The 13,332-nt window shown below is 61.8% G+C and carries 10 protein-coding genes; 5 read left to right on the forward strand and 5 right to left on the reverse strand.

Going from position 1 to position 13,332, the window contains the following annotated elements; all coding sequences use genetic code 11:
* The first annotated feature begins 282 nt into the window (after window positions 1–282).
* The 4 genes from ACQ7C1_RS21185 (at window position 283) to ACQ7C1_RS21200 (ending at window position 5,689) form a co-directional block, all read left to right on the forward strand.
* Window positions 283–1,230, forward strand: a complete 948-nt coding sequence (locus ACQ7C1_RS21185; protein WP_430959682.1) for an ornithine cyclodeaminase family protein — start codon at window positions 283–285, stop codon at window positions 1,228–1,230.
* The gene (gene hrpB / locus ACQ7C1_RS21190; protein WP_430959683.1) at window positions 1,227–3,692 is read left to right on the forward strand and encodes an ATP-dependent helicase HrpB; all 2,466 of its coding nucleotides are present in this window, start codon (window positions 1,227–1,229) and stop codon (window positions 3,690–3,692) included. The genes ACQ7C1_RS21185 and hrpB overlap by 4 nt, the downstream gene beginning before the upstream one ends.
* Window positions 3,693–3,713: 21 nt before the next feature.
* The gene (locus tag ACQ7C1_RS21195) at window positions 3,714–5,042 is read left to right on the forward strand and encodes an ActS/PrrB/RegB family redox-sensitive histidine kinase (protein ID WP_430959684.1); all 1,329 of its coding nucleotides are present in this window, start codon (window positions 3,714–3,716) and stop codon (window positions 5,040–5,042) included.
* Window positions 5,043–5,110: 68 nt separating this feature from the next.
* Complete coding sequence (locus ACQ7C1_RS21200; RefSeq protein WP_097601342.1) at window positions 5,111–5,689, forward strand: ActR/PrrA/RegA family redox response regulator transcription factor; 579 nt, start codon at window positions 5,111–5,113, stop codon at window positions 5,687–5,689.
* Window positions 5,690–5,701: 12 nt separating this feature from the next.
* On the opposite strand, the gene ACQ7C1_RS21205 is transcribed toward ACQ7C1_RS21200, so the two are convergent.
* Window positions 5,702–6,196 carry an MmcB family DNA repair protein gene (locus ACQ7C1_RS21205; RefSeq protein WP_011423458.1) on the reverse strand — a complete coding sequence of 165 codons (495 nt, stop codon included), beginning with the start codon at window positions 6,194–6,196 and terminating at the stop codon, window positions 5,702–5,704.
* Window positions 6,197–6,375: 179 nt separating this feature from the next.
* Between ACQ7C1_RS21205 and ACQ7C1_RS21210 the strand changes: the two genes are divergently transcribed.
* Complete coding sequence (locus ACQ7C1_RS21210) at window positions 6,376–7,059, forward strand: L,D-transpeptidase (protein WP_011423457.1); 684 nt, start codon at window positions 6,376–6,378, stop codon at window positions 7,057–7,059.
* 69 nt (window positions 7,060–7,128) lie between these two features.
* Here ACQ7C1_RS21210 and ACQ7C1_RS21215 read toward each other — a convergent pair whose 3' ends face one another.
* The 4 genes from ACQ7C1_RS21215 to hslU all read right to left on the reverse strand — a co-directional run bounded on the left by ACQ7C1_RS21215 (window position 7,129) and on the right by hslU (window position 13,290).
* Window positions 7,129–9,300, reverse strand: a complete 2,172-nt coding sequence (locus ACQ7C1_RS21215) for a malate synthase G (RefSeq protein ID WP_430959685.1) — start codon at window positions 9,298–9,300, stop codon at window positions 7,129–7,131.
* An 85-nt stretch (window positions 9,301–9,385) separates the two neighbouring features.
* Window positions 9,386–10,798: a cytochrome P450 gene (locus ACQ7C1_RS21220; RefSeq protein WP_430959686.1), complete on the reverse strand. Its 1,413-nt coding sequence runs from the start codon at window positions 10,796–10,798 to the stop codon at window positions 9,386–9,388.
* Between the two features lie 48 nt (window positions 10,799–10,846).
* The gene (locus tag ACQ7C1_RS21225) at window positions 10,847–11,794 is read right to left on the reverse strand and encodes a DUF1402 family protein (protein ID WP_430959687.1); all 948 of its coding nucleotides are present in this window, start codon (window positions 11,792–11,794) and stop codon (window positions 10,847–10,849) included.
* A gap of 188 nt (window positions 11,795–11,982) precedes the next feature.
* Window positions 11,983–13,290: an ATP-dependent protease ATPase subunit HslU gene (gene hslU / locus ACQ7C1_RS21230; protein WP_064708200.1), complete on the reverse strand. Its 1,308-nt coding sequence runs from the start codon at window positions 13,288–13,290 to the stop codon at window positions 11,983–11,985.
* Between the last annotated feature and the right edge of the window lie 42 nt (window positions 13,291–13,332).

Consider the following 13,332-nt stretch of genomic DNA (forward strand, 5'->3'; position numbering starts at 1 on the left):
GAGCTAACCCCTTTTCTAAGTCAACAGCCATTCCAAAAGTTTTTTGACATTTTTGTAACAGGCTGATTTGGCTTAGCTTTTTGTTACAGTCTTTGAAAACCCGCAAAATTGCCGCCCGATTGGGCAGTTCTGAGGGTCTGTCTTAACCGAATCTCGGACAAATCGCTTCGAAGGCGCTGTCATGACCTATATGGGAAGCCTGCAGCTGTAATTCCAGGGCGCTTGCGTCTCACGTACGCCCCTCGCTAATTTGGCTGGAAGAACGATCCGGCGGAGTGAAGAATGCTTGTCCTCAACGAAGAACAGACGCGCGCGGCCCTGCCCTGGCCCGAGCTGATCGAAGCGATCGCCGCCATGTTTGCGAGCGAATGCGTGATGCCGGTGCGTCATCACCACGAGATGGCCGTGCCCGGGGAAGAGAGCGCAACGCTGCTTCTGATGCCGGCCTGGGTTCCCGGGCGTTATGCCGGGGTGAAGGTTGTTTCGGTCTTTCCCGGCAATACGCAGCGCAGCCTGCCGGCAATCTCGGGGACCTATCTTCTTTCCTCAGGCGCGACCGGGGAAATGCTGGCCGTGATCGACGGCGCCGAGCTGACGGCCAGGCGGACAGCGGCGGCATCGGCGCTCGCCGCCCGCTATCTCGCACGCCCGAATGCGGAGGAAATGCTCGTCTGCGGAACCGGGAGGCTGTCGCTCAACCTGATGCTCGCCCACGGCACGACCCGGCCCATCAAGAGATACAGGATCTGGGGACGCAACGCGCAGGCGGCGGAGAAGATCGCGGCGGAAGCGCGGGCGCTGGGCCTCGATGCCGAGGCGGTCGCCGACAGGGAAGCGGCGGCACGGACGGCCGACATCATTTCCTGCGCCACACTTTCCAGCGAACCGCTGATATCAGGGGAATGGCTGAAGCCCGGCGCACATCTTGATCTCGTCGGCGCCTTCAAGCCGAGCATGCGCGAAAGCGACGACGAAGCCATTCGCCGTGCTTCGGTCCATGTCGATACCCGCGCCGGCGCCACCAGCGAAGCCGGCGACATCGTTCAGCCGCTGACAAGCGGCTTGCTTGACATGAACGACATCCAATCGGAGCTTGCGGACCTTGTCAGCGGCGCCCATGGAGGGCGAAGCCGTGCCGAGGAAATCACGCTGTTCAAGTCGGTCGGCGCAGCACTCGAGGATCTCGCCGGCGCCATCCTTGCCTATGAGACGGTGGCGGGCCGCAAGTGACGATCAGTGCATCATTGCCGGAGCTTCCGGTTTCGCATGTCCTGCCCGCCGTCGCGGCGGCGCTGGCCGAGCAGCGACGCGCCGTTCTTTCCGCCCCGCCCGGCGCCGGCAAGACGACGCTGGTGCCGCTCTACCTGCTCGATCAGGCCTGGCGCGGCGACGGCAAGATCATCCTGCTCGAACCGCGGCGACTGGCGGCGCGAGCCGCAGCAAGCCGGATGGCCTCGCTCATCGGCGAACAGGTGGGCGAGACGATCGGCTACCGCATGCGCCTCGACAGCAGGATATCGGCGGCGACCCGGGTCGAAGTGGTGACCGAAGGGGTTTTCGCCCGGATGATCCTCGACGATCCGGAGCTATCAGGCGTCTCCACCGTGCTTTTCGACGAATTCCATGAGCGGTCGCTCGATGCCGATTTCGGGCTGGCGCTGGCGCTCGACGTGCAGTCGGCGCTGCGCGAAGATTTGCGCATCCTGGTCATGTCGGCGACGCTCGACGTGGAGCGTGTGGCCGCCCTGCTCAATCATCCGCCTGTCATCGAAAGCCTGGGGCGCAGCTTTCCGATCGATATCCGCTATCAGGACCGGCCCGGCGGCGAGCGCATCGAGAATGCCGTCACGCGGGCGATTATCGAGGCACATGCCGACGAGGACGGCTCTATCCTCGCCTTCCTGCCCGGCCAGGCGGAAATCACGCGCACTTTGGAGCGCCTGCAGGGGCGATTCGGGCCTGAAACTTTGATTGCGCCTCTCTATGGCAATCTCAGCCAGAAGGAGCAGGATGCAGCGATCCGGCCAGCGCCGAAGGGGACGCGCAAGATCGTCCTTGCCACCGCGATCGCCGAAACCTCGATCACCATCGACGGCGTCAGGATCGTGATCGACAGCGGATTGCAGCGGCTGCCGGTCTTCGAGGCCTCGACCGGGATTACGCGGCTCGAGACGGTGCGGGTGTCGCGGGCCTCCGCCGATCAGCGTGCCGGCCGCGCGGGACGAACAGAGCCCGGCATCGCCATCCGGCTTTGGCATCAGGGGCAGACGGCGGCACTGCCGGCTTTCACGCCGCCGCAGATCCTCTCCAGCGATCTTTCCGGCCTGGTGCTCGATCTCGCCCATTGGGGCGTTCAAGATCCGGAATCCCTTGCCTTCGTCGATCAGCCGCCGGAAACGACGCTCAGGGAAGCGCGGGCGCTGCTCGGCCAACTGGGAGCGCTCGACAAGGACGGCGCGTTGACCGTCCGCGGCAAGATGATGCGCGATCTCGCTCTGCCGCCGCGGCTTGCCGCCATGGTCGTTTCATCAGGCGAATCGGGTCATGCCCGGGAGGCTGCGATGATTGCCGTGCTCCTGACCGAACAGGGGCTTGGCGGACCGAGCATCGACCTTGAGGATCGGCTGCGGCGCTTCAAGGCCGAGCGCGGCGAAAGAGCCGACGCCTCGCGGCGGCTGGCGGGGCGGCTGGCCGCCGGCCTCGATACCGTCGCCGCAGCCGCACCTCTACTGGCGGGTCAGCTGCTGCTGCATGCTTTCCCGGATCGAATCGCGCTTCAGCGCGGCGGGCGCGGGCGATTCGTCATGGCGAACGGGCGGGGAGCTGAACTGCCGGAAACCGAGAGGCTCGCCGGCAGCCAGATGCTCGTCATCGCCGATCTCACCGGGCGCGCGGCACAGGGACGGATTCTGGCGGCGGCCGAAGTGACGCGTGCGGATATCGAAACCGAACTGCCTGGCGAGATCAGAACCGATGACCAGACATTCTTCGACCGGCAAAGCCGGCAGGTGCGGGCGCGGCGGGCAACCCGGCTCGGCGCGATCGTCTTCGAAGAGACGCCTTTGCCGCGTCCTTCCGGGGCCGCCGTCACTCAGGCGCTGATGGAGGGCGTGCGCGAACTGGGGCTCGATCAGCTCACCTTCTCGAAGGAGGCGCTACAGCTTCGCGAACGGATCGGTTTCCTTCATCGGACGATCGGTGATCCCTGGCCCGATGTCAGCGACGATGCTCTGCTTTCCCGGCTGGAGGAATGGTTCGCCCCCTTCCAGGAAGACGCCCGAAGCCTCTCCGAGATTTCTGCGGCAGGGCTTTCGAACGGGCTGATGTCGCTGGTGCCGCACGAGCTGCAGCGCGATCTTAGCCGGCTAGCGCCGACGCATTTCGAGGCGCCGACCGGTCAAAGACATCCCATCCAGTATGAGGGCGAGGAGCCCATCTTGACGATCCGGGTGCAGGAGCTGTTCGGTCTCAAGCAACACCCGGCGGTCGCCGGAGGCCGCCTGCCGCTGCTCCTGGAGCTGACGTCGCCGGCGCACCGGCCGATCCAGACGACACGCGACCTGCCCGGCTTCTGGGCGGGCTCGTGGAAGGACGTACGCGCCGAAATGCGTGGTCGCTATCCCCGCCATCCCTGGCCGGAGCGGCCGGAAGAGGCATTGCCGACGACACGGGCAAAACCACGTGGTACATGAGAGCCATCAAGGAGCCCCGGCATGATCGACAAGCCCGGCATGATCGACAAGACGCAAAGCCATACGCTGGAAGACCGGCACAGCAGCCGCAGGCTGCGGCTGCAGACGCTGGTGCGGCTGCGCTGGCTTGCCGTCGGCGGCCAGGCGCTGACGGTGTTCATCGTGGCCTTCTGGCTGAAATTTCCCTTGCCGCTGATCGCCAGCTCTTCGCTGATCGCCGCGCTTGCCTGGGTGAATTTCTACCTGACGATCCGCTATCCGCCGACGCACCGGCTGGAGCCGCCGGCCGCCTTCGCTTTGCTCGGCTTCGACCTTCTTCAGCTTTGCGCGCTGCTCTTCATCACCGGCGGCCTCGCCAATCCCTTCGCCGCACTCGTCTGCGTGCCCGTTATCATCTCCTTTGCCTCACAGCCGATCCGCTACAGCACGGCACTGATCGGCTTTGCGATGGTCTGCATTACAGTGCTTGCCTTTTCGCCTTTCCCGCTGCCCTGGTTCGACGGCGTCGAGATCAATGTCCATAATGTCATGCAGTTCGGCGTCTGGTGCTCGATCGCCTCGACCATGGCCTTCGCCGCCTTCTATGCCTATCGCGTCTCGATGGAAGCGAGCCAGCTTGCCGATGCGCTCGCCGCGACCGAACTGGTGCTGCAGCGGGAAAAGCATCTTTCGCAGCTTGACGGCTTGGCTGCCGCCGCCGCTCATGAACTCGGCACGCCGCTTGCCACGATCAGTGTCGTCGCCAAGGAAATGGAGCGCGAGCTCAAGGATGATGATCGCTTTCGCGAGGATGTCATGCTGCTGCGAAGCCAGAGCGAACGCTGCCGCGACATTCTGCGGCGGCTGACGACGCTCTCCTCCGAAGGCGAGGCGCATATGCGCCGGCTGCCGCTTTCCTCCATGATCGAAGAAGTCGTCGCACCGCACCGGGAATTCGGCATCACGCTCGAGCTCATCGAGAAGAGCCCGCGCAAGAGCGAGCCGGTCACCGATCGCAATGCCGGCATCATGTACGGTCTCGGAAACCTCATCGAAAATGCCGTCGATTATGCCAGGGAGAAAGTGACCGTCACCGTCGAGCACGATCAAGACAAAGTATTGATCGTCATCGAAGACGACGGCAATGGTTATTCGCCTGACATCCTGACGCGCATCGGCGAGCCCTATGTGACCAAGCGGCAGAAGGAAGATACGGCCGGCGGCCTCGGGCTCGGACTTTTCATCGCCAAGACGCTGCTGGAGCGCTCGGGCGCATCGCTGGTTTTCGAGAACCGAGAGCCGGAAAGAGCCGGCGCGCGCATCCGCATCGAATGGCCGCGAATGCTGATCGACGCAAATTCGACAAAATGAGTTTGTGGGCATAAGTAGAATGAGAAACGGTTGACCAGGATCAGGCGCAACCGCCGGGACCCGAGACGATGACAGAACAGAATCATGGAAATTTCGCCACATCGGATGAAGACCATATCGGGCCCGACGCCAGCCTGCTGATCGTTGACGACGACGGGCCCTTCCTGCGCCGTCTCGCACGGGCGATGGAGACGCGCGGTTTCGACGTGGAGACGGCCGAATCAGTGGCGGAAGGCGTTGCGAAATCGAAAGGCAGGCCGCCGAAATATGCGGTAGTCGACCTTCGCCTCGGCGACGGCAACGGGCTCGACGTCATCGAAGCGATCCGGCAGCGGCGCGACGATACCCGGATCATCGTGCTGACCGGCTACGGCAATATCGCAACAGCGGTGACGGCCGTAAAACTCGGAGCCGTCGATTATCTGGCCAAGCCCGCGGACGCCGACGAGGTCTTTTCAGCGCTGACGCAACGGCCGGGGGAAAAGGCCGAGCTGCCGGAGAATCCGATGTCGGCCGATCGGGTGCGCTGGGAACACATCCAGCGGGTCTACGAGATGTGCGAGCGCAATGTCTCGGAAACAGCACGTCGGCTCAACATGCATCGGCGAACGCTGCAGCGCATACTTGCCAAACGCGCCCCGAAATAGACGAAACCTTCGTCAGACATCATCCACAGTGAATGGTTTTCCATTGGCCCATTCGGCCATCATCAGCCTTTGCGCAGCGGCGCGCGAGAAACTGAGCGTGACGGATTTGCGCGTGGCCGGTGCCATGCGGTGTTCCGGCGCCTCGCGGATCATATGGGCGCCATAGCCATCCGAGAGGAAGAGCCCGCATTCCTCGGGAAAGATGTCAAGCGGCACACCTTCATGAGTCGCAAAGAACAGGCGGTCGCAATGCAGCCTGTATTCCGGCCATTTGCGATCCACCCGGAAATCCTCGATCGATGTCTTGATTTCGATGATCCAAACTTCGCCCTTTTCCGAAAGCGTGATCAGATCGGCGCGTCGGCCGCTGGCGAGCGGCAGTTCCGGCAGCACCGCATGGCGCATTTCGTGCAGCAATATCTGCGTTCCGCGCCGCACCATCATGGCCCTGTCCGATTGCCGGCCATCGATTAACGGATTGTTATTGTAAACGCTCAAAATCGTCATGGATAACCATCGCCGAGCCGGGTGTGTTGTTGCAAAAAAACCATGCGCTTTTAATTTGCGCGGCAGACGGATTCCTCGCGCCGAAGCAGTCTTGCAAAGCGCAAGTTAATCGAAAATAAACCATAATCAACGATGGTCGAAAGACTGTTCTCCTCGCCCGAAAACTTCAAGAGTTATCTATGCGCATCCGCAACGCATTCCCTGTATTTGGCCTACTGACGACACTCGCACTGGCCGGCTGCTCCACCAATTCCGAAAGCGCATCCGTCGACGACAAGGGCGCAGGCCCGACGGTACAGACAGCTCAAATCTTCAACGACGCCTATGGCGTGACGAAGGACGCCGGATACTCCCTGCCGGCGATCCCGATCGACAGGGTCAAGCCGCAGTTCCGCCGCCAGGTCGTCAGCTACCAGACCACCGAGCGTCCAGGCACCATCATCGTCAATACGCGCGAGCGCTTCCTCTATTACATCCTGCCGAACGGCAAGGCGATGCGCTACGGCATCGGCGTCGGCAAGCAGGGCTTCGCATGGGCCGGCACTGCCTATGTCGCCTGGAAACAGGAATGGCCGACCTGGCACCCGCCGAAGGAAATGGCTGAACGCCGCCCCGACGTCGCCAAATACGTCGAGGAGGGCATGGGCCCCGGTCTCAGCAATCCGCTCGGCGCGCGCGCCATGTATCTCTTCAACGACGACGGCAAGGACACCCTGTTCCGCCTGCACGGCACGCCGGAATGGGCTTCGATCGGCACCGCCGCTTCCTCGGGCTGCATTCGCCTGATGAACCAGGACGTCATCGACCTCTACAGCCGCGTCCGCCCCGGCAAGGGGACCTCCAAGGTCATCGTCATCCAGTAGGGTAGATACCGAATTCGGTATAAAAAGGGCCGCCGGACTGTCGTTCCGGCGGCTTTTTCGTATTCTCGGTTACACCGATTGTTTCGCCTTGAGCTCAAGGCGGCGGCGGTGAAGCACCGGTTCGGTATAGCCGTTCGGTTGCTCCCTGCCCTTCAGGACGAGATCGTGGGCGGCCTGGAAGGCGATCGAATCATCGAAATTGCCCGCCATCGGCCGGTAGGCCGGATCGGATTCGTTCTGTCGATCGACGATGGCAGCCATGCGTTTCATCGTTTCGACGATCTGAGCTTCGGTGACGACTTTGTGATGCAGCCAATTCGCCATGTGCTGGGCCGAAATGCGCAAGGTCGCGCGATCCTCCATCAGGCCGATATTGTTGATGTCGGGCACTTTCGAGCAGCCGACACCCTGATCGATCCAGCGTACCACATAGCCGAGGATACCCTGGGCATTGTTATCGAGCTCTCGCTGGATTTCCTCCGGCGTCCAGTTCGGCCGCACCGCAACCGGCACGGAGAGAATGTCGGAAAGCTTGGCGCGAGCCCGGTCCTTCAGCCCCTGTTGAACCCGGGCGACGTTGACGCGGTGATAATGGGTGGCATGCAGGGTTGCGGCCGTCGGCGACGGCACCCAGGCGGTGTTGGCGCCGGCCTTCGGATGGGCGATCTTCTGTTCCAGCATCGCCGCCATCAGATCCGGCATCGCCCACATGCCTTTGCCGATCTGGGCGTGGCCGGAAAGGCCGCATTCCAGACCGATGTCAACGTTCCAGTTCTCATAGGCCGATATCCACGCTGCCTGGCGCATATCGCCCTTGCGAATCATCGGACCGGCTTCCATCGAAGTATGGATCTCGTCGCCGGTGCGGTCGAGGAAACCGGTATTGATGAAGACGACGCGCTCGCGGGCGGCACGAATGCACTCCTTGAGATTGACCGTCGTGCGCCGCTCCTCGTCCATGATGCCCATCTTGATGGTGTTGCGCGCCATGCCGAGCGCGTCTTCGACCCGGGAGAAAATCTCGACGGCGAAGGCGACCTCTTCTGGCCCATGCATCTTCGGCTTCACCACATACATGGAGCCGGTGCGGGAATTCTTCTTCCGGCCGGCGGGACCGATATCGTAAAGCGCGATCAGAGCAGTGATGATGGCATCCATGATGCCCTCGGGCACTTCGTTGCCGTCCTTGTCGAGGATCGCGGGATTGGTCATCAGGTGGCCAACATTGCGCACCAGCATCAACGAACGGCGATGCACCTCGAACGAAGCGCCGTCCGGGCCGGTATAGTCCAGATCCGGGTTGAGCTTGCGGATGAAGGTCGTTCCGCCCTTTGCCACCTCTTCCTGCAGATCGCCCTTCATCAGGCCGAGCCAGTTGCGATAGACGATCACCTTGTCTTCGGCGTCGACGGCTGCAATCGAATCCTCGCAGTCCATGATCGTGGTAATCGCCGATTCCAGCCAGACATCGGAAATATGGGCCGGATCGGCCTTACCGATCGCCGTCGTCGGGTCGATGACGATTTCGATATGAATGCCGTTGTTCTTCAGGAGAATATGGCTCGGCGTGGTGACATCGCCGCGATAGCCGGCAAAATGCCGGCCGTCTCTGAGCATTGTCTGCTCGCCGTCCACCGATCTGACGACGAGCATTCCTTCCTTGACGGCGAAGCTGCCGACATCGTTCCAGCTGCCGTCCTGCAGCGGCGTCGCCGTATCGAGGAAATCTCGCACCCAGGCGATGACCTTTTCGCCGCGCTTCGGATTATACCCCTTACCCTTCTCGGCGCCGTCGCTCTCGGGAATGGCGTCGGTGCCATAGAGCGCATCATAGAGCGAGCCCCAGCGAGCGTTGGCGGCGTTCAAAGCGTAGCGGGCATTCATCACGGGAACGACGAGCTGCGGACCGGCAATCGAGGCGATCTCGGGATCGACGTTTTCGGTCGAGACCTGGAAGTCCGATCCTTCCGGCAGGAGGTAGCCGATGCTGCGGAGAAAGGATTGATAGTCGTCCATATCCGACGGGGCACCATGCTGGCGATACCAGTCATCAATCTTCGTCTGCAGCTCGTCGCGTTTGGCCAGCAGTGCGCGATTGCGCGGGGCGAGATCGTGAACGATCGCCGAAAAATCGGCAAAGAACCTGTCCACATCGATCGCCAGACCCGGCAGAACCTCCTGCGTCAGGAAATCGTGAAGGACGGTTTCGATGGCAAGACCGTTCTTATCAATGCGGCTCATGCGATATTCTCCCTGGCAGCGCCTGTGAATGCTGCCACTTTGCCCGGCTTTCATTCACAGTCAATTCCGCAATAGTTCGAAAGATTTATGCCGTTCCGGAAATTATGCGCGACGTCACGCGCATGGGAAGCCCGTTCTGCGGCTGAGTCGTCAGCTTCTGCACCGGCCAAGGATTGGTGGTTGCCGTCTGATCGAAACGGAAACGGCGCATCATCACGGCCAGTGCGATCACCGCCTCCTGCAACGCGAAGGTCGCGCCGATGCAGACGCGCGGGCCGGCGCCGAACGGCAGAAACTGAAACCGGCCGATGCTGCCGCGGTTTTCCGGCAGGAAGCGCTCCGGCATATAGGCGCGCGGCTTTTCCCAATAAAGTTCGTGGCGATGCAGCGTCCACGGCATGATCAGCACGGTAATATCCGCCGGTATTTCGACCTTTTCGCCCTTGGCATTCATCCAGAGGTCATCGGCTATGGCGGCGCGATTGATCGAAGGAGCCGGCGGGTAAAGTCTGAGGGCTTCTTCGAAGGCCGCCCGCGTCACCGGCATCAGATCCAGCCATTCCACTGGTTCGGCTCCAGTCGCCAAGACGGCATCGATCTCCGTCTCCATCGCCTCACGAATATGCGGGCTGTTGGCCACACAATAAAGTGTCCAGGCAAGCGCACGCGCCGTCGTCTCATGGCCGGCTCCGATGAAAGTCAGGATATTGTCCTCGATCTCCTCCTTGGTCAGGCCGTCCGGACCTGCCTGTTCCAGGAGCAGCGTCAGAAAATCCTCCGGTGCGGCGGCGCGATCGGCCTTCATCTTCGCCAGACGCACATCCATGGTATCGCGGACGATAGCCCTGAATTTTTCCAGCACCTTCTGACCGCCGATACGGGTCAGGCGTGGCACCCAGGAGGGCGCGCGCAGCAGGTCCATCGGGTCGACGCGGCCCATCCGGTGGAGAAGCTGGTTGACGTCGTCGGCGAAATGGCCGCTCGACGAGATGATTTCGCCGGAGAAGAGCGTTTCGGCAAGGATAGCAAAGGTCAAATCGGTCATGTCGGCGGCAATGTCGAAAATTTGACCAGCCGCCTCGCCGTTCTCGTATTTGCGGACGAAATCTTCCGATTGCCGCAGCATCTGGCCGGCAAAGCCCTTGGCGTGGCGCGGCGTGAAGACTGGCGCGACCGCCTTTCGCGATCGCTTCCAGACCTGGCCTTCCGCCGTCAACAACCCGTCACGCAAGATTGGCCGCAGCACCAGCTGGCGAATGTCGGACATACGGTAATTGGCGGCATTGTCGACCAGCACGTGCTTGATCAAGCCGGGATCGTTGACGATGAGCGTGTGTTGCCCGAAGAAACTCGTTTTGATCCAGGGTAGCGTATAGGAGGGCTCGCCCCAGAGTTCGAGCGGGTTGCGCAGGATGATTCGGATGATATCCAGCCGGCTCGGCGGCACGGTGCGCGGCAGCGGTGCCGGCGGAACGAAGGGATCCGGACGCATGTCCATCGTCAAAGCCTTTCGGGGAAGAGCGACGCCTTCCCGGCAAGCTTGAAGCTAGAGCAGGCCCTTGAGTTCGTCCAGCTTGTCGTTGATCAGCCAGCCGTAATAATTCTCTTCAGGCCAAACGGTCGCACCGGAAGAGCGGTTTCTCGCGGCGAGCGCCGCCGCGCGCTGACGGGAGTTGCCGACATTGTAAAGCGTCGCCGTCAGGCCGGGATTGCCCGAGATATCCATGCCGGCAATCTCCTTGTAATCGTCGATCGACCGGCGGATCGAGGCCGCGACGAAGGCGAGCGAGATATCTGGATCCATTATCGCCTTATAGACGTCGCCGGCATTCTTCTCGTTCAGCTTCGGATAGCCGGAGACGCGGCTGACGAGATCGGAGAGCATCAACGCCGTCAGCGGATTGACCTGGCCGAGGCCGAAGGTCTGGCCGGCATAGAAAGGCTGAAAGAAGACCGCACTGAAGCGGTTGTTGGGGAAGCTCTCGCCACCCACGGTCTTGCCGCGGAAATCGCTTTCCCAGACATCTTCCCGGCAGGACCAGAGCGTGTAGGAATCACTCTTGCCCTTGCACTGCGCAAATTGCGGCCGCGCCACGAAATCGTCGACGTTTTCGCCGTCATAGGCGAAGCGGAAACTTTCCCCGGCATAGGAAGCGGCTTTGACATAATAGGCCTGCAGCCTGTCGTAAGCGTCGACGTTATAGGTATGTTCGCCAACGATCGCGCCGACGACATGGATGGGATTGATGCCGTAAGCGCTGGAGACCTTGCGGATCTTGGCCATCAGCTCGCGATCGGTCGCAAGAAGCTCGTGGACCTTCTCATATTTCAGATCGAAGCTGCTCTTGGTGCCCTTGGTGCGGCGGACGGACGCGCCGGGAATATCGGGCTGCTCAGCGTGGCGATTGCCGGCCGGCACCGTCTGCATGGCGAAGGCCGGCGCCGAATTCACCAGGGCAACGGCAATCAAAAGGCTTGTCAAAAGGCGTCGCACGATCCGCTATCCCGTCCGTTCATCGTCCTGTTCGCGATGCGGCTGACTGGACCAGAATCTTGGCCGAATAAAGCCGTAGCGGAAAACAAAACGGGCCTTCACTAAAAAGGAAAAGGCCCGCTGTCGATAGTCGAGGTCAACGGAATGCGGCATTCACATCGGTAAAGCCACGAGCCGGTGCGCCGATATCACAGAATGAAGCGTGACAGGTCGGTATTCTGCGCGAGATCGCCGACATGTTCGCGCACATAGGCTGCATCGATCGTGATGGCTGCCCCTGCCCGATCCGGCGCATTGTAGGAAATATCGTCCAGAACCCGCTCCATCACCGTCTGCAGACGGCGCGCGCCGATATTCTCGACCGAGGAGTTCAAATGCACGGCGACATCAGCCAGCGCGTCGATCGCGTCCTCGGTGAAGTCGAGGTTCAGATTTTCGGTTTCCATCAGCGCCCGGTACTGGCGGATGAGGCTCGCTTCGGTCTCCGTCAGGATCCGGCGGAAATCCTCCTTGTTCAGCGGGCGCAGCTCGACGCGGATCGGCAGGCGGCCCTGCAGCTCCGGCAAGAGATCCGAGGGTTTGGAGACATGGAAGGCGCCAGAGGCGATGAAGAGGATATGGTCCGTCTTCACAGGCCCGTATTTGGTCGAGACCGTCGTGCCTTCGACGAGCGGCAGCAGGTCGCGCTGGACACCTTCGCGTGAAACGCCGGCACCCATGCCGCCGTCGCGGGCGGCGATCTTGTCGATCTCGTCGAGGAAGACGATGCCGTCATTTTCGGTAGAGCGGACGGCCTCGCGCTGGATCACCTCATTGTCGATCAGCTTGTCGGATTCATCGCGAATCAGATCGGTATAAGAAGCCTTGACAGTCGTGCGCACCTTCTTAGTGCGTCCGCCCATTGCCTTGCCGAACATTTCCGACAGGTTGAGCACGCCGATATTGGCGCCCGGCATGCCGGGTATTTCGAAGCCGCCCATGCCGGAGCCGGCATCGGCCACCTCGATATCGATTTCCTTGTCGTCGAGCTCACCGTCTCTGAGCTTCTTGCGGAAACTTTCGCGGGTGGCGGGCGAAGCGGTGGTGCCGACCAGCGCATCGAGCACCCGCTCCTCGGCGCTGACATGCGCCTTGGCCTGCACCTCGGCCCGCTTCTTCTCGCGCACCAGGCCGATACCGACCTCGACCAGATCGCGGATGATCTGCTCGACATCACGGCCGACATAGCCGACTTCGGTGAACTTCGTGGCTTCGACCTTGATGAAGGGCGCGCCGGCGAGTTTTGCCAGGCGGCGGGAAATCTCCGTTTTACCGACACCGGTCGGACCGATCATCAGGATGTTTTTCGGCATGACTTCGTCGCGCAGGCTCGGGTCGAGCTGCTGGCGACGCCAGCGGTTGCGCAGCGCAATCGCGACGGCGCGTTTGGCATCATGCTGGCCGATGATGTAGCGATCGAGTTCGGAAACGATCTCGCGGGGGGAAAAGGTCGTCATTGCGTATCATTCTCCTGGCGGTCCGGAGCCATCAACGCCCGG

Source organism: Rhizobium sp. Nf11,1 (genome assembly GCF_050587665.1).
Lineage (GTDB): Bacteria > Pseudomonadota > Alphaproteobacteria > Rhizobiales > Rhizobiaceae > Rhizobium.